Source organism: Ruegeria hyattellae, from assembly GCF_041537925.1.
GTDB lineage: Bacteria > Pseudomonadota > Alphaproteobacteria > Rhodobacterales > Rhodobacteraceae > Ruegeria_C.
Genome location: NZ_JBGOSH010000017.1, coordinates 80347 through 104168, shown reverse-complemented (window position 1 = coordinate 104168; position 23822 = coordinate 80347). Strand labels below are relative to the sequence as shown.

Below are 23822 nucleotides of genomic sequence, written 5' to 3'. Positions count from 1 at the left end.
GGGAGAGGTAGAATGGCACAATTTGATCTCAACGACGACAGCGTTGTCGTCATTATAGGCTCGGGCGCAGGCGGTGGCACACTGGCTAACGAACTGGCCCAGAAGGGCGTCAAGTCGGTCGTTCTGGAAGCAGGCAAACGCTTTGATCTGGGCGATATCGAAAACGACGAATGGGCAATGTTCCAGAAGATTTCCTGGCTCGACAAGCGCTATTCCGATGGCGGTTGGCACGGCGCGGTAAACCACCCCACATTGCCCACATGGCTGGTCAAAGGTTATGGCGGTTCGACAATCCACTGGGCGGGCGTGGCCCTGCGCTTCAAGGATTTCGAGTTCAAGACCCGCAGTACCTACGGTGAAATCGACGGTGCAAATGTCGAAGACTGGCCAGTCGATCTGGAGGAAATGACCCCCTGGTACGAAAAAGCCGAACTGAAGATGGGCGTCACCGGCAAGACCACCGGCATGCCACATCTGCCCTGGAACAACGGGTTTCGCGTGCTCGCCGAAGGCTGCCGCCGGACCGGGCGCAGCGATTACCGGTCGGGCCCAATGGCGATTAACTCGGTCGAGCGCGATGACCGCCCCGCCTGCCAGCAGATTGGGTTCTGCATGCAGGGCTGCGCAATTGGTGCAAAATGGTCCACCATGTATACCGAATTGCCGCGCGCAGAAGACACCGGCAATTGCGAGGTTCGCACCGATGCCATGGTGCTGAAGATCGAACATGACGATCAGGGCAAGGCCAACGCGGTTGTCTATGCTGACAAGGACGGCAATCAACACCGCCAGATGGCGCGGGTGGTCTGCGTAGCGGGCAATTCTATCGAAAGCCCACGGATGCTGCTGAATTCAGCGTCGAACATGTTCCCCGACGGGCTTGGCAATTCCTCGGGTCAGGTCGGCAAGAACTACATGAACCACACCACCGGTGGAGTTTACGCCGTGCTGCCCGAAAAGGTGCACATGTATCGCGGCACCTCGGTCGCTGGCATCGTTGGTGACGAGGTCTATCACGACGCAGGACGCGGTTTCAGTGGCGGATATTATCTCGAATTCCTGTCGCTCGGCCTGCCGTTCATGGCGGCCTTCTTGGAGCCTGGCAATACCGGCTGGGGCCGCAGCGTGGCAGGCGCGCTGGAAAACTACGACCGGATGTCGGGCGTCTGGGTGCTGGGCGAGGACCTTGCGCAGGAGCGCAACGCGATCACGCTTCACGACAGCGAGGTGGATCAATACGGGCTTCCGGTGCCGATCATCTCAAAGACACCGCATAACAACGACTACGAGATGACGGCTCATATGTACGAGACCTCGGCCCAGATCTATGAGGCCGTTGGTGCCACGGATGTGTATGAGTTGCCCGCCTATCCGGCGACCCACAACATGGGCACCAACCGGATGCATGCCGACCCATCCAAGGGCGTGGTCAATGCCTACGGACAGGCGCATGATATCGACAACCTGTTTGTCTCGGACGGAAGCCAATTCACGTCCTCGGCAGCCTGTAATCCGACACTGACCATCGTGGCCTTGGCCATCCGGCAGGCCGAATACATCGCGCAGGAGATGAACGCCCAGAACATCTGAGTGTCGGAGATTACCTCCCTGAATGCGGTCGGGCCCTCGTGCCCGGCCGTATTTGTTTGACGAGGATTATTCGGGCCGTTGCAACCCTTCGGAGGCAATCCAGCGATTAACCGTTGCACGGCTCTTGCCCAGCAAACGCGCCGCCTTGGAGACGTTCCAGTTGGTGCTGTCAAGTGCATCCTTGAGCGAGGCCCGCGTCAGGGTTTTGGTGTTTTCTTCGCGTGGTGTCAGCAGGCGCGCAGGCAAATCGGTTACATTGATGCGTCTTCCATTGCCGCAGATCACCGCCTCTCGTAATACGCTGTGCATTTCGCGCCGGTTGCCCGGCCAATGATATCCGACCAATACATCCCGGGCGTTGTCGGCAATCTCAACCGTGTCTGTAAAACCCTCTGCGACAACGTTTTCTAAGACAGTTTCAAGGTCCCGTTCCGCGATCGGAGGAAGTTCCACCACCGATTGACCCAACAGGTACAGAAGGCTTTTGGGAATCGTGCTTTTGCCCTCCAGATCAGTCCAGGTTTTGTCTGTCGTGAATAGCACCACAGGAGGTTCCGCCTTCGTTTGTGCCACCATCGGGTCAACATCAAGGAAGCGTTCAAGGGTGATCTGCGCTTGCGGCGGTAGGCTCTCAATACTTCGCAAGATTAATGTTGGAACCACGTTGTCGACGGGATATTCACTGAGAAAATCCAGACTGTTCAAGGCTTCTTTAAAGTCAGCCTCCGCACCACTATTGGCCGCATCGAGTGTAAGCCCCATCGGCGAGATCAGGGATTGTTCTTCCAGCAAGGCTCTTGCAAACCCATCCACACCAACACCCGGCTCACCACAGATAAGCAACGGCACACGATGAGCAAGCAGTTTGCGGGCGCGATCAGCAACAATTGCAAGACCGCCGCCCTCTGAAATCAGACGACCCAATGTTGTTTCTTTTTCCACCCGGGCTGAGATGCGTGGCATATTGGGTTGCGTTACCCGGCGTCGGGGTGGCACTGTGGCGGGCCCTCGGAGCGTGATTTCCAGATCTTTAAGATCGGATATGTGTTGCCCTGCCAGGTTCTGATGCTCGGAAGGGCGTGCGCTATCGCGCCATAGCGGCAAATGCGAGATCACGGTCCCGTCTTCGTCACATGCCACCAGAGTTTCGAAACTTCTCCGTGTTTTAAGATCGCGCGACAACACCCGACCCGTTAGCTTGTCGGCATGAAAATTTCGGAAAAGCCGCGTCTGAAATTGCCGCGACGCGCGCCTGACCACCTGTTCGCAAAGTGCATGCTCTTCCTGCCGACGGTGCGCGGACCCGACCAGAGTTATGGTGCCGATCAGGTTGTTTTCCGCATCGGTCAGCGGTGCCGAACTGCAGCTGAAATCATGAAAGCAGTTGTAGAAATGTTCATCACCCAGCACCGTCAGAACACGCCCGCTCTGCAACGACATCGCGATACCGTTTGTTCCGGCGACACGCTCATCCCAGACCCCACCCCGGACAAGCCCACTTCTTTGAAACTCGGCTTCCAGACCCTCCGGCGCATAGGATTCGATCACAATTCCATCGGAGTCGGTGATCAGTAGGCAATATCTCGAACGACTTGGCAGCAGGGCGGAATTGTCGACCTCAGACACAGCCCCGCCAATTTGATCAAGAAACTTCTCGTTGCGATAGGCAATTTCGTCAGTCTGCAATCGCAAGATAGGAGATTTGGCGTTTGAAGACAGGTTATGTTGTGACCGGCTCCGGTCCTTTGAGGATCGGAGCAGACTGTCTACCGACGACCTGTCCATATACCCTGACACGGCGAAACCCTTTCGATTGTCAGCCATTCAAAATGCTTCATCTCCACGGGCAATTGTTGTTCAAAATGGGCGCCCTGTCCAATTTGGCGCTTCTTCGGCGGGAAACTACGCCAAATCCTCAAGCGCTTTCAGCGCACGGCCGCCATAGACAACAGAAGGGCCGCCGCCCATCTCAATCGCAACCGAGATCGCTTCAATCACCTCATCCTGGCTGGCGCCATGGTTCAATGCTGCGCGCAGGTGGAACACGATGCAGTCTTCACATCTGATTGCAATCGATATTGAAAACGCCATTAGTTCTTTGGTTTTGCTGTCCAATACGCTGTCAGCGGAAGCAGCCTTAACGAGCTGGCTGTAGGGCGTCATGACTGACGGAGCGGCCTTGAAAAGAGCTCCCACACGTTTGTCGATTGATGCTGCGTTGTCTTTATAAGTCGCCGTCAATTTCAGAGTTCTCCATCAAACTTTAGGAGACGCACGATGCAAATGAACGCTGCATACGATCGCGCCTCGCTCTTGTCCCTATCTTTCTAAACAAGTATTGCCGGGCGCCGCGAAGCGCGAAACCTCTGAAGTGTTTTTTGCATTTGCTCGCTGGAAACTGTCTCATTCGGTACCAAATGAGACAGTTCTATAAAGCCACATTTGTATGCGGATGTTGAAACCTCGGAACACACCATGCTACGTCTTCAAGAAAGCACCACCTAAATTTGGCTCGCGCTAACGCAAGTTCGCGCAATGTCCGTCAGCCGATCGATCCAGCCATTGGTGGACACGCAGCGAAATAACGGTTTGTCCCGCCCTTCGAGAGTTTGATCCACTTTCAATGAATGTCTGCAAACTGAAATGGTGGAGCCACTAGCCCCACCACCTCCATCGTTAGAACATTGCATTCTTGGCGGTTTTTGCGGGTCAAAAAATTTACAGCCGGCGCACCCGCTATCAACCGCCCTGTCCAGCCATCTCCTGCTCGACGAGCGCGATAAGCTCTTCCTCGAGTTTTCTCGCGTCTTCTTCGCTCAGCGGCTCAGGATCATTGCGATGTCTCCAGTCTCGATCAAATTGTTCGATCTCAATGACCATCGCAACTACTCGGCCATCCTGAAACAAGGGGATCGGGCATCCCTGCGCCTCGGCAAGTAGACGAACCCCAAAATCTCCCAACATCTCGATGGTGATTTGTTGCTCGCGTGCATTTTCCAGATCAAACTCATCCATGGCTTTTCCTTTCATGCGCACCTATTTCGTGCCCGGCATGATGCCAGGTGGCAGGTGCACAAAAAGAAAAGGTCAGTCCGGCATCAGAATCCTCAAATCGCGTTTCATTCGAGAATATCAAGGGGCTTCATTTGTGCCAAGCATCCTTGGATGCAGATGAATGAAACAACGCATGGCAAAAGCTGGCGAATGTAACGAAGCCTGAACGTCGCTGAACGGGTGTTATGTAAACCGCCTTTAGGCTGTATTCTCACCACCTAAATCTTCATCACTCGAGTGTCCCAGATCATAAATACCCTGCTTCTTCATACGGCGTATAAACGCTAAGTAGTTAATTACCTGATCGATTTCATCCATTTCTCCTGTGGCATAAGCGACGACAATCATCTTAAACTGAGCCTCAGGATCGTCCGCAATTTTTTCGTCACGTCGAGCCGGACTATTTGCAGCCCCCAAAGAAGCAGTAGTTGTTTCGTCTTCGCTCCACATCTCATCGAGATAGGCCTTTAGATTAAGCTCGGGATTATTCGCGCCTAGCTTGCCCACGGCCTCCCATATTGGTTGAAGCCGTTCAATAAGATTTCTTCGACCGCTAGTCATGTTTCTTCACCTCGCAATACAGCAATTCAACGTAGTTGGCCCAATCGATAGACCGCCACTACTACTGATGAGCATGTGTGGCGGAGCATCAACCTTGCTCCGCCGCCTGCTTATCTTGGTTCCAACTGTCGTGGAGACAGTCTGTTTGGGTCGAAGTTTTGCCCCCCATCGTCATTTCCCGAACCACATCTCGTGTTTCTTTCGGGTAAGCGCGAACAAACCCAGTGTCACAGGGGATCGTCTCGATGTCTCTTCGGTCAAGTGCCGGACCCAAATGGACCGCTGCTATCTCAAACTGCCGCGCCATTTGGCCTAGCGTTACATAGTATTTTTCAAAAGCCTGAATACTCTCTTCAGTGATGTAGCAACGATAATGCTGGGTGTCCGGGTTTCGCAGCTTTACCTGCTTCAGGTATCCACCATCCCGCAATAGCCGGATTGACCCGACGCTAATTCTCAAGCGCGCCGCCGCATCCAGAAGCCACAGATCGCCGGAAAACACGCGCTCCGATTTCTCCAGGATCTCAGCGCAGTCGATAAGGATTCCAGCCAACCCCTCTACGTCCGGATCTCTCCAAACGCCGGTCAGTCGGCCTGCTGCCCAATCGGCGACAACGCGAGCCAGGGCCACCTTGCTCTGTCGGCTGTACTCCGAGAGACGCAACCTATGACGTGCCCGAGAGGCAATGCGTAGACCTTCAAGCCTAGTCAGCAGGGTCTGTACCGAGGACGATGGCACATAGCGCAGAGACGTTCCAAAACGATAGGCTTCCAGAACATTCTGCCGGATCAGCGCCTTCACCTGGACCGGATGGATATTCAGCTGGGTCGCGGTGGCATTGATATTCTGCAATCCAGACCAGAAGTCGAGCACGGCGGCCAGATCTTCATGGCTGACATCTTTCATATTTGAAAGGTCGCTCACGTTTTGACCGCGAAGATGGGCGAGAATGCCTCGCACCCGAACCTCGCCGACTCCATGTAGCTCCCGCGCGCGTTCAAGCGTGATAAGTTTGGGTGCTATGATCTTCGTGCCGAGGACTCTTGCGCCGGTCTGCAGCGGATAATTCTCCCGAACAAAATCCCGCACGCAAGCCCTGAGGACTGCTGTCGCCGGGTCCTCTTCTGTGTCTTTAAGCCAGGTGTAGAATTCGCCCATATCTGTCGTGAAATATGACCGCTTGGAGGAAGACTGGCACCTGGCACGCTCCAACTCAGATTTCAGGGCTTCCGGCCCACTCTTCAGAATCTCGAATCCGGCCGACATGGCAGTACGCTCTTGTTCGAAGTCCAAATCCGAGCGGCCGACGTCGCGATCCGTGGCAATCGCCATACCTAATGTCAGAGCGGCCTGATGAAGATGCGTCAGCTCCAGCGAGTCCAACCAGTCACCGGCGACCCCAAACTCGATACGGCGGCTCAGGTAGGTTTCAAACGAGGATCGCCCAAGCGATGTTGCGTCTTGAGCGGCTTCAAAGATCACATCTTGGTGACGCGTTACTTGTTCAACCACATCATAGGTGCGATGTACGTATGACGCGTTGGGAAGCTGGAGCAGCGGAACGCCGTGTCTTGCGCAGGTCCCAATCGGAAGCACCAACCACTCAACAAGTTGAAACGCGTTCTCAGGGCCCGACCTATCAATGACATCCACAATACACTTCGGACATCCGCGTTCGCCACGTGGCAGATCAGCAGGAACAGGCGCCTTCGGCGTCTGATCTGCAAATCAGCCCTGATTTTCCCAAAAGGGAAGTCAGGATCATGGAAATCGCTCTAGGGGCTGGATGAAGGAAGTGAGGCGAAAATGGCAACGTTCTGTCGCTGGTGGCAGAACTATGTGTCGCCTGACACAAAGGTGTCGGGCGACACAAAGTATTGCCATTTTCGGGAGGGCCTATGCTTGATTTTAAAGGGAATTTCAAAAACCCGACGCAGTAGTTTTACCTTTTGCGACTCGTAGACTTTCCATTCGGCGCTAAGGGCCTGAGTTCTAGATCGGTTGTCATTCTGCCTTTTGGTCGCACTCAGCCGCGCAGATAGCGTCCAAAGTCTTAAGAACGTCTGCCAGTTCTGCTTTCACGCGCTTGAGGCGTTCAGTCGTCATCGCTTCGTTGCGCCCAGCCAGTTCCAGTACAACAGCAAGCACGGTGTCTGAATGTCTCATCAGTTCGATCAGATACTCAGCCGTTGGCCCGTATGAAGCGGATATCCAGTTCTTAGCCGTTCGCTCACTTGCTCCGGTCCATCGCATGGTTGCCTTCGCTGCCTGGCCCGCACCGCCGAGTTCTTGGGACAGCGCTGCACTGATAGCTTGTCGGTATTCTGACGCGGAAACGCGCCCTTCGCATTCTCGATGAAACGAGTTGCCCTTTTTATGCAACATGTTTCCGCCCTCCTCCCGCTAGGATTGAGAAAGGAATCGCAGAATTCCCGTACATGATTGCGAAATTGATACATGGGGGCCGCAGCATTGGGTTGGGCAGAAAATGATCGTGGAAAGGAAGACAACCGCAAGGCTGCGCAATACGTCCGTATGTCGACAGAACATCAGCGCTACTCAACCGAAAATCAGGCGGATGCGATCCAGCGATACGCCGAGGAGCGCGGCTACCAGATCATCCGCACGTACTCAGATGCAGGTAAGAGTGGCCTACGCATTCAGGGACGCGCTGGTCTCACCCAATTGATCGAAGACATCGAAGCGGGCCAAACTGCGTTCAAAACAGTTCTCGTCTACGACATCAGCCGTTGGGGGCGTTTTCAGGACGCTGATGAAAGCGCCTACTATGAGTACATCTGCAAGCGCGCTGGCATATCGGTCGAGTATTGTGCTGAGCAGTTCGAAAACGATGGCAGCCCAATGTCCACGGTCGTCAAGGGGTTAAAGCGGGCGATGGCAGGAGAATATAGTCGGGAGCTGTCTCAGAAGGTTTTCGCCGGACAATCTCGCCTGATTGAATTGGGCTATCGCCAAGGCGGCGCGCCCGGATTTGGCTTAAGACGGATGCTGATTGATGAAGCGGGCAAACCGAAAGGCATACTATCGCGCGGTGAACACAAGAGTATCCAAACAGACCGTGTGACACTGGTCCCGGGACCGGATCATGAAATCGCCATTGTGAACAAGATTTTCGAGAGCTTCGTTCATGATGGCCAATCCGAGGTTGAGATTGCTGCCGAGCTCAATGCACGCAGGATCAAAACCGACTTGGGGCGCAGCTGGTCGCCTGCCGTCGTGCGCCAAATCCTGACAAACGAAAAGTACATCGGGAACAACATTTGGAACCGAAATTCCTTCAAACTGAAGAAACGCCATGTCCGCAATGATCCCAGCAATTGGGTGCGCGCGGTTGGTGCCTTTCAGGCCATTGTCAGCACAGATCTATTTGAGGCAGCGGGTGCCATTATCGGCGCACGTTCTCAGCGAATGTCTGACGAGGAAATGCTTGAGGGCCTGAAAGATACGTTGGAGCAGCACGGTTTTCTTTCGGGATTTGTCATCAATGAAGCACCGGCCCTGCCGTCAAGTGGTGCTTATCAAAGTCGGTTCGGCAGCCTGCTGCGGGCCTATAGTCTTGTCGGTTTCAAACCAGACCGAGATTATCGCTACATTGAAATTAACAAACGCCTGCGCGGGGTGCATGCCGACATCATCCGGGACACCATTTCTGGCGTTGAGGCCGTTGGCGGACAGGTCGATCACAATCCGCAAACAGACACTATTACCATCAACGAAGAGTTCACCGTGTCCGTCGTCATCGCACGTTGCATGCAAACTGGTGCTGGCGCTTTTCGATGGAACATTCGCCTCGATACCGGCCAGTTGCCCGACATGACCATCGTCGTCCGGATGGGACAGATGAATGAGTTACCACTGGACTACTATTTGCTGCCGACGTTTGACATGACCAAATCCAAGCTGCGCCTGTCGGAAAACAATGGCCTGTCCCTTGATGCATACCGATTCGACGACCTCACGCATTTTTTCGATATGGCGGCACGCGCACCACTTCTGGAGGTTGCGTGATGAGCAATACCGCTTCCGGACAGACGGTGCAGGTTCCGGTCGACGCAATCACGGTGGTGAATCCGAGGATCCGTAATCAAAAGGTATTTGAGGAGATCACTGCCAACATAGCCGCGCTTGGGCTGAAAAGACCAATCACGGTCGCGGTACGAGAACCTGAGAGCGATGGTGAACCAAGCTACGAGTTGGTGTGCGGCCAGGGGCGGTTGGAAGCCTTCAAAGCCCTCGGTCAGTCAGAGATTCCTGCCATTGTTATTAATGCCAGCAGTGAAGACTGTCTGGTGATGAGCCTCGTGGAAAATGTCGCACGTCGGCAGCACCATTCCCTTGATTTGCTGAGAGACATTCGGCGGCTCAAGGAAAGCGGCTATTCAGAACGAGAGATCGCAGACAAAACGCAGCTTTCCACCAAATATGTGCATGGCGTCCTTAGACTTTTGGAAGGCCACGAACATCGCTTGCTGCGCGCCGTGGAAAGCGGGAAGATCCCGGTGAGTGTCGCCGTAGATATCGCCGACGCGGATGACGTTGGTGTGCAGACGGTTCTTAGGCAAGCCTATGAGAAAAATCTCCTCCGTGGAGGGAGGCTTTTAAAGGCAAAGCGACTTGTGGAAGCACGCCAAAAGCATGGTAAAGGTCGCGCGTCATTTGACAGAAGTTCCCGCAAGAGCCTTTCAGTCGAGAGCTTGCTCAAGACTTACGAAAACGATGTCGAAAAGAAAAAAGTTCTCCTGCGCAAGGCACATGCGACACGCAGTGAAATGCTCTTTCTCATTCAATCACTCAAGACCCTGATGGCGGACGAAAATTTCGTCACCCTGTTGCGCGCAGAGGGTTTGGCGAGTCTGCCGAGAACAATTTCTGATCAACTGACATCCCTGGAGGGCACGCAATCATGACGACAACCCATCAAGAACGAACCGTCGCAGCGGCCTTTGAGCAGGAATTGGTGACCGTTCCGTTTTGTCATATTGCGCCACTCTATCTCGTAAACTCACAAAAGAAGGCCAGCATCAAGTTCAGGCAGATCGCAACTTCCATTCAAGACACCGGCCTCGTCGAGCCAATGGTGGTTGCGCGTGATCCGCAAAACCCAGGACACTACACCTTGCTTGATGGTCATCTGCGGCTTGAGGTTCTGAAGGATCAGGGGAAGACGGATTCACGTTGTCTGGTTTCAACTGACGACGAAGCCTTTACCTACAACAAGCGGATCAACCGTCTCGCGACCATCCAGGAACACAAGATGATCCTGCGTGCGCTGTCTCTGGGTGTCCCTGAGGCCCGACTTGCCAGCGCGCTTAACATCAACATCAGAACCCTGAAACAGAAACGCAAGCTCCTCGACGGCATCTGCACCGAAGCTGCAGAGCTGCTCAAAGACAAGCAAGTCGCTCTAACTGGGTTTCAAATTCTCAAGAAAATGAAACCTATACGCCAGATCGAAGCGGCGCAATTGATGGTCGCCATGAACAAGTTCACCATCAACTATGCGCGGTCTCTGCTAGCAGCGACACCGGAAAACCTTCTGCTGTCGGCCGCAATGCCCAAGAAGATCAGGGGCATTTCGCGCGAACAGCTCGACTTGATGGAACGTGAGTCAGCCAACCTGGAGCGAGAGGTGCGTCTTGTTGAAGATAGCTATGGCACCGACCATCTCGATTTGGTCCTGGCGCGCGGGTACATCTCTAAACTGATGAGCAGCGAGCGGATCACGCGGTATCTGTCGCTGCATCACGAGGAGTTCTTGCCAGCATTCGAAAAGATCACTGAGAAAGAGGCATTTGCATCCTGAAGACGTGCCACGCGCGGCAATTGGTTGGGGACCCGGACCCATAAAGCGCGGGGACCGCAGGAGACGCCGCACTGTGGGGCGGATCAAGTGCGGCGATGGGGATGGCGGCGAACCCGTCTGGGCCTATCCTGCCGGACCAGATGTCTGGCAACTTTTCAGCAGATCATCTGCGCGCGTCATTTGCCAAGCAAGGCGCGCGCAGATTTTTCAGCGCGGATCAGCCGCGATGCTCAATAAGCATTTGGAGGAGTTCTTCTTCGAAGGCACTGTCGTTCTGTGTATTGGGTTGGCCATTGAACACCCAATCACGGTCGAACCTTTCAATCTCAATGACCATCGCCGCCGCCTCGCCGTTCTTGAATATCGGCACTATCCAATGCTCCGCCTTCTCAAGCAAAATTTGCCCCATGGCACCTAGATCTTCGACATTCACCTTTTGCCTGCGGAGGTAAGCGCGTCTTTCTTTGTCCATTTGGTTTCCTTTCTTTTTACACACCTCTCCCGGGTCTGGCAGCATGTCAGACTGGTGGGTGTGAGGCGCGGAAACTTCATCAGGACATCAGCGAGACCTTTCGTTTTGGGCTTTGCTGAACCTTACGGCGCTGGAAGCGAGTTTCCAAGGCTGAGAGCGAGACGCACAACCTTACGCTGTTTTTGACGACTGTAACGAAGTGCGAACATCGCTGAACGGGTGTTGTGTGAACCACCTTTGGGTTGAATCACTCCGGTTCATCATCTTCAGAAACCGCAGCGATCCACTCATACATTCCCCGTCGTTTCATACGTCGTACCCAACTCACATGAGTGAGCACCTGATCCACCTCATAATCCTCGCCATCACGGGCATAGGCTTCTGTGATCAGTCGAAGTTGTGCCTCTAAATCATCGGCAAGTTCCATATCTGTTAGGTCGTTAGACATCTCAAAATCCTCATTGCTGGTTGGCTGAATCTGCGGATTTGGCGCGCGTGTTCACATCGGGTGCCCGTCCATTAGGAGGTTTGACACCGATTTTATGCAGCCTTGCTTCAAGGCCACGCCGCCGAAAGATCCAACTTATGCCAGGCGGCGTCTCGAGCGGGCAAATACCCTTGGCTTCCAGGTGACAGCCAAAAGGACCTGGAGGTCTCTTGTATCGACGTGCCATCAGTCCCAGCGTGTCGAACTCACCGAGAAACGCGTCAATGCTGCCGTCACATATGCCGGTAATGTATTGCCGTGATTTGGGATTGCGCATATGCGCTGCTCGCAGAAGCCCTTGGTCTATCAGATAGTTGATCGTTTGATAGGTTACGCGCAACGTTGTCGATGCATCCGTGCGTGTGATGCCGGGTAATTCCCAGTTCGGCAGCGCATATCGAACCTGATCGATGTCGACCTTGATACCTGCAAGGCCCGTTCGGCTAACATCACCGGACACGGTATTGAGCTTACCGGCCAGGATAAGCGCCAGGATTTCTGCAGATTTACATCTCAACCGCCGCGCGACATCCGCAACAAGCAGCAGGTTTGCTCCGCCAACTGGCACACCAGTCACTTTACCCGCCGCCGAATTCAACACGGCCTGCAGTTTTGCTCGATCATACTTTGGGCGCTGGTCCAGATTGTCGATCTCCTGCTCGACCAGTCCTAACTCGCAAAGATCCTGAAGTGTTCGATGCTTGATACTGAGCATTTCCAGGGCTTCTGAAGAGGTTACTCGCCCGCGCATTTCCTCCGAAATCTTGGCTACGTCTTTGCGGTCTATGGCGCGCTTCAAGGAAATGCCTTCGGCTGTCTTGTTGCGTTCAGCCGCACCGTCGCCGACGAGGTATCTACTGATGCGCTTGCGCTCAATACCAAGCGCTTTGCAAGCCGCCTCGACGGTGTAAACGGTCCGTTGCGCACAAGGGCGTCCGAGAATTTCGTAGCCGTCCGGAACCGGATAGTGCTCGAAGATGTAGTCCCGCACGATGCTGCGGATCGGCTCCATTTCCTCCGGAAAAGATGAGAGACGAAGCCACTCATAGAAGGCGCCAAGATCAGACCTCTGACGCATCGTTGATGTCGAGATCTCCGAGCGCAGCGAGTGCAACACCTCCAGCAGACTTTCCTTTCCGGCGCGCAATGCATCAAATCCGGCCTGCCCTGCCCGGTGCAGGTCCTCATCTGTTGCATCCGCAAGCTTTGATGCCGGGCCGAACAGCATCACAAAGCCAAGCACCTCACACAGGCGCGTTGCAATGAACATCGGCATCTGGTCCAGAAAGCCGTTGCGCGCTACCCCCTCCAGCCGATCAACAATGTAATGTTCCAATTCGCTCGAAGCCCGGTATGCGCCATCTTCCGAGGCCTCGTTGATAAGAGGCCAGTGGCGCTCCACCTGACCAATAAAGTCGTAGTTGTGAATGGTGTATTTTTCCGGAGGGATCGTCAGCAAGGGCATCGTGTGAGTGGCGCAAGTGCGAACCGATAAGAAATGCCAGAAGTGCCTGCGACAAACCCCAAGACGCCCACTTGCTTGTCTGTCTTCGACAAGGCATCTCGGGCACACCCGCAGCCGCGTACGCACCAGGGATGCCTTTGTTGCTCGCTGACCCGACACTTCAAACTGGTGCCGCCCGGTGGTTCGGATGGCCCAGCGTTTCATGTCATTGGCTGACGCACCACCTATTTCAGCGAGTTTGCCGAACAGGATGTCATCACCTCGGACAAAGTCCTGCCATCGAAAGCCGAGATCAAGGCACAAGTCGTTCGGTGAATACAAACCACAGTATCGGGTCAGACGAGAGGCGTAAGATGTCGCGGTTTCATAGTGTTTGATGGGAAAGGAAAGAGGATAGCAATCTGTCATCGTTTTTGCCCCTCCTCGCCTTGCGGCATGCCGCCCATAACCGCACGCGCGTCAATGGCCAGATAGTCCGCTGCAGCAAATGGATTTAGTCCAAGCACGCATCCTGATTTCCTGCGAAAGGCCTCGATGAAGTGGGCAACCCGCATCGTTTTGGACCCGCTCAAAAGAGCAAGTTCGATCCCCCTGAGGATCATCTCAATGGTCAGACCAAACTCATTGGCCCCAGCGTGGATCAGTCGAGGAAGAAAGGCATCCAGATCAAGTTGTGGGCAGAATTCCAGCTCAGCCTGCGCCGCGTAGGCTCGAAGGGCAGCCTCAGCCTCTTTGGCATGCGAACTCCAGGAAATCGCCGGCAAGTTAACGATGTCCACCCTTCGCTGCAGTTGTGCGTCCGAGTTCAACATCACCATCATTTCCGGGGTGCCCGACAAGATCAACCCGACCGGCCAATCATCACTGTTCAGCAGCGTCTTGAGAGTATTCACTACGCTCTGCCGCACGTTACGGTTCTGAGTTGAAAACAAGTGCTGTGCTTCGTCCATATGCAAGAACAGCGTCTCACGGTTTTGAAACAGGCAGCGGACCTGGTCCCATATGGCTCCAGACGATTTACTGCGCATCGTGTCAAACCCGAGCTTCTGTAGAATGGATGATCCAACGTCTTTCAGGGTCGCCGGCGAAGGCACCAGGATACGAACAATCTCGACTTTGTTTTCACCTGCTCGTGGTTTTGTGGTCTTCGGGTGATGTTCGATGACATGCTTAACCAGCGTGGACTTTCCGCTTCCCGAAGCGCCGACAACTGCGATGGCTCGAACTTCTTCGACGAGGCCAAGAGACAGCTCTGCTCGCCTGCGATTTAGGTGATCGTCAAATTCCATCCAAAGATGGTCAAATGCGTCGTTCTTGATGAATGCGGCTCGCAGTTTTGCGAGCCTTAGATGTACCTCCGACGCGTCAGTCAAAATCAAACCTCCAGGCAGAAAGCTCGGGGTCGTCTCCCTGGTCGAGCCCCTCGTCACCTTCAGGAACGGCCTCCTCCCTTCCCGCGACCGTCTGCGCATGCGGCACCTGATGACCAAACAGGTCGTCCTCGGGTGGCAGATCAAATCCTTCCGGATCGTCCGGCTGGATTGACAAGCCAAGAAAGAGATCCTCCTTGCCGCGCCTTAGACCGGCAGGTGTAACTGTCCGAAGCACTGCGCCAAACTTTCTCTGCTCGGCAGCGTTGATCTCCTCGATCTTGCGCAGGGCACGCGCGACTGTCTCTTCATGGATCAGGGCTTCTGCGCGACGCTGGTGGCGCAGTTGCAGCGCCGCCGCTTCCCAGACGTCAAAAGTTTTGCCCTCAAAGCACTTCTGCAGCGCCTGTGCCGGAAACCATTCTTCACCGACCCGCACCACAATCCATCCCAGATCGTTGAAGTCAATCCGAAGGTCCACCTCTTCCTCATGGCTGTGGATATGGAACTGGCGCAGAGCGGCACAGGTATAGTCGATGCCAAACACACGCACGCCACGACCGGTAACGCCTCTGCTGAGCAATCTCCCAAAAGCTCTCCGCCGCACACGTTCTGGAACGTCGGGCACGACACCTTTTTCTTTGGCCAGACGCTTCCAGCAATTGTTGGGTGTTTCACCTTGAAGGCCCCGATGGGGTCGGTTGTGATAAACATCGACGACATACAGGATGAGCATTTGGATCAGCGCATCATCTGTAATGGAGGCCATGTCCTCAGACGGGTAGTCGCCCCTCGCCTTCGGGTTGGAAAATGTCCGCCCGGCCAACCCTGGCAGCAAGTTGGTTCCGAACGTGCCGAATATCCGTTCTACCCGCGCTCGAAGCTGAGGCAGCCCACCTCTGGGTGTTTCAGGCGAGCCATGGACATCGAATATAGCTGTCCGGAAATTGTCATCTACGAAGGCAGCTCCCAGATCGGTTGCCACCGTTTTCAAGCCACCGTAATGCGCCCAGTCCGATTTGCATCCGGCCGCAATCGCGAGATCGGTCTTGTCGCGTGTGACGTCCGAGAGCAACGCCATTGCATCTTCCGCGTTTGGCGTGACCGCCAACCGCATGCCAACAACACATCGGGTTGCACAATCGATGGCGAGATAGAGCCACCGCCTGCCCCGCGGTAGTGCCGCAAGCTGTTCACGCGTCAGCCCGTCGAGTGCGCCGCGCTTTGCCAGGATGGTAATGAGATCAACACACCATTCATCAATCTCAATTCGTTCCATTGGATAGCTGGCGTCGATACCCTCTTCGTAGAGCATGAATTCGCGGTTCGCCGCTTCCACCCCATGCCGCTGCGCGTAGGTTGCATAGGGATCAAGCTTTGAGATTTCACGCTCAACCTTGCGTTTTGATGGCACCCTGAGCGGCGGTATTCCGTCCTTGGCACGCTTCTTATTCTCTTCATCGAACAGGGTTTTGCAGTTTTCCGCGACTTGACGTTTTGAGAGCTGGTCGCGGGTCAGGTATCCCTCGATGCACAGGCCCAGAAGACGCAACTCTTCCAGGCTGAACCGGGTTTTTCGATTGCCTGACCGATGCGTACGCGGAATGAGGCCGACAGGAGAAGCAGCCGCGGCCTCAAAACGCCTCACCCACTCCAGAAGCGTGCGCGCGCAAGGCGGGTCGCGGTATTCTTTCTTCGTTCCGGCGCGCTTCTTGACCCAGCCGCCTTGTACGGCGCCCGCCTGTTTGTTGACCAAGACCTCAATGCGTGGAAGGCACCGCTTGACCGACAGCTCCGTTCGCTTGACTTCACCCCGCCGCTCCAACTGATAGAAGAACCCAATATAGGCATCACGCCAAACGACTTCGGACTTCGCTTTGTCAGGCAATACTCCAACAGCGTCTACTTTCGTAGTTTTGCGCAGGGTTGCGCGTTCAACCAGGAAGTAGCCACGTTCCAACAAGACATCTGGACGCTTTAGTAAGTCCCGCAATTCCTTGAAGCCGTAGAAGACCGTGGCCTTCGAAGGAGACGTGCATTCAAACGAATACCCTTCATCCGTTTGAGCTCTGAATCGGTATGTCCGCCAATCGACAGTGAGCCGGTCAAAACTCGACAAGCGCAATGGCAATGTCATTGTACATCCCCCCGAAAAACAGGGGTATCCGCGTCGATCAGTGTCGCTTTGTCTGCAAAGAGCAGCCCTTCAAAGATTGCGATGACGACGGCTCTATAGCCCTTGCCGTTGCGGCCGACACGTTGTGCCAGTTTCCCGACCGTGGTTGGAAAGCTCGTCGATGCAAGGACATGCGACAGTGCCTTGTCCGCTTCCAAATCCCTGTTTCTACGGAATTCGTGATATCGCTCGGCATTTAGCGCTTCGGCTTTCGTAAAATCCTGGTCGGTGATCAGAACGATGTCATGGGCATAGTCCTTCCGCATTTCTTGGCGAATGCACCGCAGGTTCCTGACAAACCGCGACCGCCGAGCTATCTTTGCCGGTTTGACGGCAATAGCGACACGGCGACCAGACCGAAGCTCAATCAGGAAATCGAAGAAGTGATGCTTTAGCTGGCCCTGCTCATCTCGATACCTGATCATCGGAGGTTGCTCGCGCAGATCCACCAGGTCAGGGCGAGCAAGCAACAAGAAAAGTACGCGCTGTTCCAGCTTGCTTTCGAAATAGACGATCCTGGGCCTCTCCCAGGTCGGCAGTTGGGCGACAATGCCGCCGCGAGAACTGTGTTTTGATCGCTTCGATATTTTCCGGGTCGCGCGGCTCGGGAGAGGCTGCAGATCACTGCCTCCGTTGAAAGTATCCTCTTTCATGTTTGATCTTCGGAGCCTGGCAACCGATTGATGGCGACAAGACTCCACCCTCTGTTCTTCGTGAATTTGGGCAAAGCGAATGGGTATCGCCGCTCAATTGAGTGACGAAACAGTTGACTTTGCACGGGTATCGGAGGAAGAAGGGGTGTGTCGGATCGACTTCGACTAGCTAAATTACAGGCCTCGATGAGTTCCAGCTCTCGGGGCCTGACCTCTTCCAACTCATGAATTCGCTAGATCATTTGCGACTCTCCTTCTTCCGATAGCGCTTAGGCCAGAGCTGTTCTGGGTCCCGTCCGAGACGGTTTGCGATCGCGCGCTGAATCTTCCGCGAGCGGCGCTTGCCCATGGACACCGTAGACACCGAAGCCTGCGAAATCCCAAGCTCGCGGCTGATCTCCGCTAAAGACGTCCCCGCCAAACGCAGCTCAAACTTGATCCGCTCATGCTTTCTAAGATCGGTGGGAGTTGGCTGGTGCATGAGCTAAGTCCTAATATCTTTGGAGGTTGTTCATTCTTTCCTCAACCTTAGCCAAAAAATCAACTTTTTCCATTTATTTTCTGATGGTTACATTACGCACCCTTGATTTCGCGATGTTATAGTTTTGGAGTAAGAAATTGACAAAATCCGCCGAGTTTGATGTCGCTGACTCGTGCGGCAGCTTTGCCAGGCAACTTGGGAGCCATTGATTGCCCAGCGATGTGTCAGTGATGATTGAAGATGAGCGGAGGATGGTCGCAATCACTGTCTCTGAAGGCGAATGGCGCTGTTATCTGCCGTCTGAAATCAAGAAAATCTATGAGCAGTCGGACACCTTGCGATCGATGGCACTGTTTCTCGGAATCACGCCCCTACTCGCCAGAAAAGCGCTACAAATTGCAGGTGTTGATTACCTTCGCGATCTCTATGGAAAGCGCCAATCCGGCAAATCCTACAAGGAAATTGCGGCCGACAATGGAATGAAGCGATCAACGCTGACAAAAATGATCAAGCAAAGGGGGTGGCCGGTGAAACCAGGACGGCCACGCCGTCTGTTTTCTCAATACCAGCTTGCCAAAGCCGCGATGCAATGCAAGACAGTCAATTCCGTCGCCCGAAACCTCAAAGTGCATTGGAGTACTGCCAAGCGGATGCTCTCGTCAGAGAAACTCCTGGTGAAGCTTACAAATAAGTACGTTCTGGTTGTTGGAGATGGGTATCTTAACCGCGCTCAGACGCAGTTGAGGATTTAGCTGGGTGTCAACATTGCGACGTTGACGATGACCACCGGCCCAGAGCCGACATTCGTCGCGTATGGTATTCAGCCAATCAGGATCCCCGAAGCGGACCTTGGTGCGCAGCGTGGCATCCAATGCCGCCGCGCATACCATGAATCCAGGAGGTCGAAAGATGGCAACAATAAACCGTGTCCCAAGTGCGGCGGGCCGATGTACTATCACGAGGAAGACAGGTCGATCGTTATCATCACAATCATTGCGATGGTCGTGCTTGCAGTGGTGATGAGTGCACTGACAGGAATCTGGTAGGCCCAACCGGCCCAACCGGCCCAACCCTGCAATTGCTCACGAAGTTAAGCGCTGCGATGCAGCGTCTCAAGAGCAGTTTTTTCGCCATTAGCTCCTCCAAATATGACACACCAATGACGCACAATATGTCAAATGTGCGTCATTGTGCGTCAGCTGCCTTGTGTGGCATTGGTGTGTCATGTCTCGAGATGATCTCCACTTCCGGCTCAGAATCCCACCAGAACTCAAGTCCAGAGTCCAGGCTGCCGCTAAACAAAACAAACGGTCGATGACTGCTGAAATCGTAAGTCGCCTTGAGGAGTCTTTCGACGAAGACACATATGAAAGTCTCAATGACCGAATTGCGGTCTTCGAGGCTCGCATTGAAGAATTGCAAGACGGCTTCGCCAAATTTAGCGAAGAAGCAAAAAGAAAAGAACAAAAGAGCCGCTGATGGCTACCTGGCAGAGTTAATTGTGGCGTGCGAGCGCCCATCGCAAACAAACCAACTTAAGGCGATCAAAGCACTCATAACGATAGAATTGGCAGACTCGTGGAACAAAAAGAAATACAGAAGAGGATCGCCAAAGAGGCTGCGAAAGACGTACCAGATTTCGTCCTCATCGAAGAACTTAGTGGTAAACTTGTGGACTTGGATCCATCACGCGTCAGGTTTTCCGTCGACGCCGGTCACATCCAGCGACTTGGCTTTGAGCTCGTTGCCAAGCAGGATACCGCCCTCTCCGAACTGATAAAAAACGCGTATGATGCTGATGCAACCCATGTTTCGCTGACATTCTCCGGGCGAGGAGAAGAAGGCGGGACTTTGGTAATTGAAGACGATGGCGTCGGAATGACCGAGGATGTGGTCAGAAACGCATGGATGCGCATCGCAACAGAATCCAAGGTCGAGAAACGAAGTTCTGCTAAGTTCGGACGCGCTTACGCTGGTCGAAAAGGAATCGGGCGATTTGCGGTCCAACGTCTTGGCAAGCACCTGATCATGGAAACAAGGGTCAAAGGGCAAGATAAAGGGGTTAGAGTAAAGTTTGACTGGGACAAAAATTTCGTGCCTGGTCAGACTCTCGGTGCGATTTTTAACTCGTTCGAGACCTATACAAAAGACCCAGACAGCCATGGCACCAAGCTTCAAATAATAGATCTTAGAGACGCTTGGAAGGACTCTGCGGTCCAAAAAGTCTGGAAATCCGTTCTTCTGCTCCAGCCGCCCTTCCCAGTCTCTGAACTACCATCCGATGATAGTCGTCCGAAGATCGATCCTGGGTTTAGAGTTACGATTGACGGCTCTGAATTGTCAGACATTCCTGAAATGTCGATCGAATCCACTTTTCTTTCAAACGCTTTGGCCACCATAACCGGCTCAATTGACGAGAGCGGGGCCGCCAGCGTTCGTGTAAAATCTGAGATACTTGATCTTGATGAAAAACTAGAGGTTGAGAAAGAGTTCTTTCTGACTGGAGAGCTGTCGTTTACGACAAAGTACTTTCTCTATGACGCTGAATACCTGTCTGGTATCAGCCAACGTGCCGCCGGGCAAATGGGTCGCCAGTTTGGTGGCATACGCATTTATCGTAACGGGTTTCGCGTCCTACCATACGGAGAGCCAAATGATGACTGGCTGCGGCTAGACTATGATACGGGCCGACGCAACATTTTGGTTGCAGGCTCGAACAGAAACTTCTTCGGTCATGTCGAACTTTCAGAAGAAAAAAACATCTTGTTCGAGGAAACCGCGAGTAGAGAGGGATTAGTAGAGAACGACGCATTCGCTGAGCTTCAGGAGTTCGTTCACGATGCGGTGGAATGGGCTGCGAAACGGATCGCAGCAGTGCGTGGTCGTAAGACAACAGCCCATCAGCCAGGGTTCGAACCGATCGCGCGCAAGCCCTCAGCAGTTTTCACTGAACTGAAGCAAAAGCTGAGGGACAGAGCCGATCAGCTGAGCGAAGCTGAAAGTGATGATGATTCATCGGTTCTCGAAGATATTGAAGAGCTAGCTGAAGAAGTCACAAAGTACGAAGAAGAATTAACAGTCTACGTTGACACGGTTGAGGAGAAAAACCGTGCGTCAATGGAATATGAGCAAATGCTTAGGTTACTTGCATCACTCGGGCTCTCCGTAAGTGTCTTCGGTCATGAAATCATAGGCGCACAGGATGCAATGAAGGCAAGACTTCAACTCTTGAACCGTTCGATTGCGAAACTTGAAAACTCCCCGACCCGAACTGCAATCGAAAACCACTTTGAAGAGCTATCTGCAAATAGCGCAAGGATTTTTGAGGTTGGCGGCTATGTTTCAGGTTTGGTTTCAGCTACCGAGAGCCGAGAACTCGAAAGCCTGTCCGTGAAAGGGGGTATTGACCGCTTCAAAACCCAATTCGGGGACTACCTCTCTAAACAGAATGTTGACATTGGTGGCAAGATTCACCCTCCAGGTCTTCGAACACTTCCAATGCACAAGAGCGAACTTGACTCGGTTCTACTGAATTTCCTGACGAACTCAATTAAGTCACTTCATTTAGCCAAGACGGATATGCGCAAGATCGCTATAGGGGCGCACCGAGAAGGTCGTTTTGCTGTGCTTTGGTTTGAAGACAATGGTTTGGGAATCCCTAAGGACCGCTGGGAACGCGTTTTTGACGCATTTTATACCACAACCTTTTCAAGTGATGAGGATGTTTTGTCTGGCCCTGGAACAGGGCTTGGCCTGCGCATTGTGGCTGATATCGCTGCCAACTACGGTGGGTATGCTCGCGTAGCGGATGCCAGTGAGGGCTATTCCTGCAAAATCGAATTCGCGGTCCCAGCAGAATAGGAGACCTAAGTTGTTCACAGGAATATTCGTAGATGATCTCGATGAGGTGTACGCAGAACTACTCTCAGATGAAAAAATATCGTTCTCTTATCAAGGCCTTGATGAGATCATGGAACTGCGTCGAATCCTTTTGGAGGCGAAACCGCATATTGTAGCCTTGGACTATCGGCTAGATCAGCATTTGGCGGGCTTCCCTGCGTCGAAAGCCTTTAAAGGCGGCCCACTAGCTCAATTGCTTCGCGACGCCGCAATCGATAATCCAGAGATCGATTTTCCAATTGTTTTGGTTTCATCAGAACAAAATATCAAACAGCGTTTCGCACCAGATAAGACCGCACACGACCTTTTCGACGAGGTCATGTTTAAGGAAGAGCTTCAAGCTTCATCTGAACGCGCCATCGCAAAGATGATCGCTCTTTGTGAGTCTTACACCGCTCTTGTACAGATGCAGGGGGTGTATGACATCACAGCGATGGTAGGTCTGCCAGAAGAACAGCACCACGTGGTTGATCACCAAGAGCTCACGGAGGCCGTAAAGGACGCAGCTGCACCACACATCGTAAGTCGTATCCTTTCAAAACTCCTAACGGGGCGAACTGGGCTATTGATTGACGATAATGAGCTCCTGGCTCGTTTTGGGGTGGCCTTGGGCTTTGCCGAACAAGCGGCAAAAGTGCTCACAGATCAAGGCGTTGAACCGTACAAAGGGCTTTTTGCGTCTGAGAGTCGGCGATGGTGGGCGCACCAGGTCGACGCGGTATTAAATGGGGTCTTTGGGAAGCGAGCAACAGGACTAACGAGCGCCAAAAGAACAGAAATTCTTAACCAAAAATTTGAGAACGGCTTTGCTGCGGCCGAGTCACCTTGGGTAGTTGGCGAGGGCTCGACCAACGAGTTAATCGCTTTCGCTTGTTCCTGCTGTGGCCGCGGGACAGAACTCCGGCACTCTTTAGCGGTATACGAGCCGCCTCAGCCAAACTTTATCGTGAAACGGCGTATTTGTTGGGACTGCATTCAGACGGACAACTATAAGAACGGAAGCAACACCTTTGAAATACAAGAGAGTGACAAAAACCTTATCCCTCAAATTCTAGCGGCAAGGCAGTAAAGTCAAATGACGGTTCTGACAGCCAAACAAGCAAGCGATGCGCTGAGCTCAATATGTGCGGCGCTCTCAGATGTGGGGATAATTCAAGACATTGGGGTTTCTGCGCTATCCCGTATCGCTGGTGAACTAAAGGGGTTCGGAAACAGCCACACGTGGAACTATGAAGTAGATAGAGGTCTGCCAATCCTATTTTCAGAAACCGTCGACACAAACAAGAACCCCATAGTTCCCAAGGTTGTTGCGGAAATGGTTGCGGTTGATCAGTCAGATGGAGTGTTGACCGCGTTCGATGCTCTCTGCGTAGCAATCGAATTCGACCACGTTTATGATAATCGCCCCACACCGCGGTGGCACTTGGACATGGCCAATCAAAAGGAACCTGGAAACTGGCAGCCTGGCCCTATGACGCATCTCCAGTATGGCGGCCATCTACATGGTGATCGAACACTAGATTGCTTTTTGAAAACCCCACGTTGGTGTCATCCGCCAATGGAAGTTGGTCTCTTGTGCGAGATCGTGGCTGCAAACTTCTACGAAGCTGAGTGGAATGAGCTGAGAGAGATGCCCAATTGGAACACGGCAATTTGCACTCTGCAGAAAATTTGCTTGCATGACTATGCTACGAGATTGGCATCAACGCTCAATCAAAGTTCAAAGTCCTTTTTGCACACCATGTGGGCGCAAGACTGGGCCGACGAAGCCGCATCTTAGGCCCAATA

The 23822-nt window shown here is 53.4% G+C and carries 22 protein-coding genes; 9 read left to right on the top strand and 13 right to left on the bottom strand.

Annotated elements, in window-relative coordinates:
• Nucleotides 1-12 precede the first annotated feature (12 nt).
• Nucleotides 13-1590: a GMC family oxidoreductase gene (locus AB1E33_RS26320; protein ID WP_372580199.1), complete on the top strand. Its 1578-nt coding sequence runs from the start codon at nucleotides 13-15 to the stop codon at nucleotides 1588-1590.
• Between the two features lie 66 nt (nucleotides 1591-1656).
• Here AB1E33_RS26320 and AB1E33_RS26315 read toward each other — a convergent pair whose 3' ends face one another.
• From AB1E33_RS26315 to AB1E33_RS26290, 6 genes are all read right to left on the bottom strand, one after another.
• Nucleotides 1657-3282 (bottom strand): sigma-54-dependent Fis family transcriptional regulator, encoded by a 1626-nt coding sequence (locus AB1E33_RS26315; RefSeq protein WP_372580198.1) that lies wholly within the window; start codon nucleotides 3280-3282, stop codon nucleotides 1657-1659.
• A 210-nt stretch (nucleotides 3283-3492) separates the two neighbouring features.
• Nucleotides 3493-3831 carry a carboxymuconolactone decarboxylase family protein gene (locus AB1E33_RS26310; RefSeq protein WP_372580197.1) on the bottom strand — a complete coding sequence of 113 codons (339 nt, stop codon included), beginning with the start codon at nucleotides 3829-3831 and terminating at the stop codon, nucleotides 3493-3495.
• Between the two features lie 498 nt (nucleotides 3832-4329).
• On the bottom strand, nucleotides 4330-4605 hold the full coding sequence (locus AB1E33_RS26305; protein ID WP_372580196.1) for a hypothetical protein: 276 nt from the start codon (nucleotides 4603-4605) through the stop codon (nucleotides 4330-4332).
• A 237-nt stretch (nucleotides 4606-4842) separates the two neighbouring features.
• Complete coding sequence (locus AB1E33_RS26300; protein WP_372580195.1) at nucleotides 4843-5205, bottom strand: hypothetical protein; 363 nt, start codon at nucleotides 5203-5205, stop codon at nucleotides 4843-4845.
• A gap of 88 nt (nucleotides 5206-5293) precedes the next feature.
• Complete coding sequence (locus tag AB1E33_RS26295; protein WP_372580194.1) at nucleotides 5294-6859, bottom strand: hypothetical protein; 1566 nt, start codon at nucleotides 6857-6859, stop codon at nucleotides 5294-5296.
• Nucleotides 6860-7210: 351 nt separating this feature from the next.
• Nucleotides 7211-7591 (bottom strand): hypothetical protein, encoded by a 381-nt coding sequence (locus tag AB1E33_RS26290; RefSeq protein ID WP_372580193.1) that lies wholly within the window; start codon nucleotides 7589-7591, stop codon nucleotides 7211-7213.
• Nucleotides 7592-7663: 72 nt separating this feature from the next.
• On the opposite strand from AB1E33_RS26290, the gene AB1E33_RS26285 reads away from it, so the two are divergent.
• Genes AB1E33_RS26285 through AB1E33_RS26275 form a run of 3 tightly spaced genes read left to right on the top strand, consistent with a single transcriptional unit; the run spans nucleotide 7664 to nucleotide 11030 of the window.
• A complete protein-coding gene (locus AB1E33_RS26285; RefSeq protein WP_372580192.1) occupies nucleotides 7664-9235 on the top strand; it encodes a recombinase family protein in 1572 nt (523 codons plus the stop codon).
• Entirely contained in the window at nucleotides 9235-10134 is a 900-nt protein-coding gene (locus AB1E33_RS26280) for a plasmid partitioning protein RepB C-terminal domain-containing protein (RefSeq protein ID WP_372580191.1), read from the top strand. Before AB1E33_RS26285 ends, AB1E33_RS26280 begins: the two co-directional genes overlap by 1 nt.
• Nucleotides 10135-10184: 50 nt before the next feature.
• Nucleotides 10185-11030 carry a plasmid partitioning protein RepB C-terminal domain-containing protein gene (locus AB1E33_RS26275; protein WP_372580190.1) on the top strand — a complete coding sequence of 282 codons (846 nt, stop codon included), beginning with the start codon at nucleotides 10185-10187 and terminating at the stop codon, nucleotides 11028-11030.
• A gap of 217 nt (nucleotides 11031-11247) precedes the next feature.
• Here the strand turns inward: AB1E33_RS26275 and AB1E33_RS26270 are convergent, their stop codons facing one another.
• The 7 genes from AB1E33_RS26270 to AB1E33_RS26240 form a co-directional block, all read right to left on the bottom strand.
• Nucleotides 11248-11502 carry a hypothetical protein gene (locus AB1E33_RS26270; RefSeq protein WP_372580189.1) on the bottom strand — a complete coding sequence of 85 codons (255 nt, stop codon included), beginning with the start codon at nucleotides 11500-11502 and terminating at the stop codon, nucleotides 11248-11250.
• Between the two features lie 247 nt (nucleotides 11503-11749).
• Nucleotides 11750-11950 (bottom strand): hypothetical protein, encoded by a 201-nt coding sequence (locus AB1E33_RS26265; RefSeq protein WP_372580188.1) that lies wholly within the window; start codon nucleotides 11948-11950, stop codon nucleotides 11750-11752.
• A gap of 10 nt (nucleotides 11951-11960) precedes the next feature.
• On the bottom strand, nucleotides 11961-13862 hold the full coding sequence (locus AB1E33_RS26260) for a TniQ family protein (protein WP_372580187.1): 1902 nt from the start codon (nucleotides 13860-13862) through the stop codon (nucleotides 11961-11963).
• Complete coding sequence (locus AB1E33_RS26255; RefSeq protein ID WP_372580186.1) at nucleotides 13859-14827, bottom strand: TniB family NTP-binding protein; 969 nt, start codon at nucleotides 14825-14827, stop codon at nucleotides 13859-13861. Before AB1E33_RS26255 ends, AB1E33_RS26260 begins: the two co-directional genes overlap by 4 nt.
• Nucleotides 14820-16961: a TnsB C-terminal domain-containing protein gene (locus AB1E33_RS26250; protein ID WP_372580185.1), complete on the bottom strand. Its 2142-nt coding sequence runs from the start codon at nucleotides 16959-16961 to the stop codon at nucleotides 14820-14822. The genes AB1E33_RS26255 and AB1E33_RS26250 overlap by 8 nt, the downstream gene beginning before the upstream one ends.
• A complete protein-coding gene (locus tag AB1E33_RS26245) occupies nucleotides 16958-17653 on the bottom strand; it encodes a TnsA endonuclease N-terminal domain-containing protein (protein WP_372580184.1) in 696 nt (231 codons plus the stop codon). The genes AB1E33_RS26250 and AB1E33_RS26245 overlap by 4 nt, the downstream gene beginning before the upstream one ends.
• Before the next feature lie 238 nt (nucleotides 17654-17891).
• Nucleotides 17892-18134, bottom strand: a complete 243-nt coding sequence (locus AB1E33_RS26240) for a helix-turn-helix domain-containing protein (protein ID WP_372580183.1) — start codon at nucleotides 18132-18134, stop codon at nucleotides 17892-17894.
• 209 nt (nucleotides 18135-18343) lie between these two features.
• Here AB1E33_RS26240 and AB1E33_RS26235 point away from each other — a divergent pair, with 209 nt between their 5' ends.
• From AB1E33_RS26235 to AB1E33_RS26215, 5 genes are all read left to right on the top strand, one after another.
• Nucleotides 18344-18886 carry a hypothetical protein gene (locus tag AB1E33_RS26235; RefSeq protein ID WP_372580182.1) on the top strand — a complete coding sequence of 181 codons (543 nt, stop codon included), beginning with the start codon at nucleotides 18344-18346 and terminating at the stop codon, nucleotides 18884-18886.
• A 472-nt stretch (nucleotides 18887-19358) separates the two neighbouring features.
• Entirely contained in the window at nucleotides 19359-19613 is a 255-nt protein-coding gene (locus AB1E33_RS26230) for an Arc family DNA-binding protein (RefSeq protein WP_372580181.1), read from the top strand.
• 99 nt (nucleotides 19614-19712) lie between these two features.
• On the top strand, nucleotides 19713-21995 hold the full coding sequence (locus AB1E33_RS26225; RefSeq protein ID WP_372580180.1) for an ATP-binding protein: 2283 nt from the start codon (nucleotides 19713-19715) through the stop codon (nucleotides 21993-21995).
• 10 nt (nucleotides 21996-22005) lie between these two features.
• Entirely contained in the window at nucleotides 22006-23103 is a 1098-nt protein-coding gene (locus AB1E33_RS26220; RefSeq protein ID WP_372580179.1) for a hypothetical protein, read from the top strand.
• A 6-nt stretch (nucleotides 23104-23109) separates the two neighbouring features.
• Entirely contained in the window at nucleotides 23110-23814 is a 705-nt protein-coding gene (locus AB1E33_RS26215) for a hypothetical protein (RefSeq protein WP_372580178.1), read from the top strand.
• The last annotated feature ends 8 nt before the right edge of the window (nucleotides 23815-23822 follow it).

Coding starts and splice junctions, on each gene's coding strand:
- AB1E33_RS26285 (WP_372580192.1), top strand. CDS start 7,664: ATGGGGGCCGCAGCATTGGGTTGGGCAGAAAATGATCGTGGAAAGGAA.
- AB1E33_RS26260 (WP_372580187.1), bottom strand. CDS start 13,862: ATGACAGATTGCTATCCTCTTTCCTTTCCCATCAAACACTATGAAACC.
- AB1E33_RS26240 (WP_372580183.1), bottom strand. CDS start 18,134: ATGCACCAGCCAACTCCCACCGATCTTAGAAAGCATGAGCGGATCAAG.
- AB1E33_RS26250 (WP_372580185.1), bottom strand. CDS start 16,961: ATGACATTGCCATTGCGCTTGTCGAGTTTTGACCGGCTCACTGTCGAT.
- AB1E33_RS26305 (WP_372580196.1), bottom strand. CDS start 4,605: ATGGATGAGTTTGATCTGGAAAATGCACGCGAGCAACAAATCACCATC.
- AB1E33_RS26270 (WP_372580189.1), bottom strand. CDS start 11,502: ATGGACAAAGAAAGACGCGCTTACCTCCGCAGGCAAAAGGTGAATGTC.
- AB1E33_RS26290 (WP_372580193.1), bottom strand. CDS start 7,591: ATGTTGCATAAAAAGGGCAACTCGTTTCATCGAGAATGCGAAGGGCGC.
- AB1E33_RS26320 (WP_372580199.1), top strand. CDS start 13: ATGGCACAATTTGATCTCAACGACGACAGCGTTGTCGTCATTATAGGC.
- AB1E33_RS26215 (WP_372580178.1), top strand. CDS start 23,110: ATGACGGTTCTGACAGCCAAACAAGCAAGCGATGCGCTGAGCTCAATA.
- AB1E33_RS26280 (WP_372580191.1), top strand. CDS start 9,235: ATGAGCAATACCGCTTCCGGACAGACGGTGCAGGTTCCGGTCGACGCA.
- AB1E33_RS26230 (WP_372580181.1), top strand. CDS start 19,359: ATGTCTCGAGATGATCTCCACTTCCGGCTCAGAATCCCACCAGAACTC.
- AB1E33_RS26245 (WP_372580184.1), bottom strand. CDS start 17,653: ATGAAAGAGGATACTTTCAACGGAGGCAGTGATCTGCAGCCTCTCCCG.
- AB1E33_RS26300 (WP_372580195.1), bottom strand. CDS start 5,205: ATGACTAGCGGTCGAAGAAATCTTATTGAACGGCTTCAACCAATATGG.
- AB1E33_RS26265 (WP_372580188.1), bottom strand. CDS start 11,950: ATGTCTAACGACCTAACAGATATGGAACTTGCCGATGATTTAGAGGCA.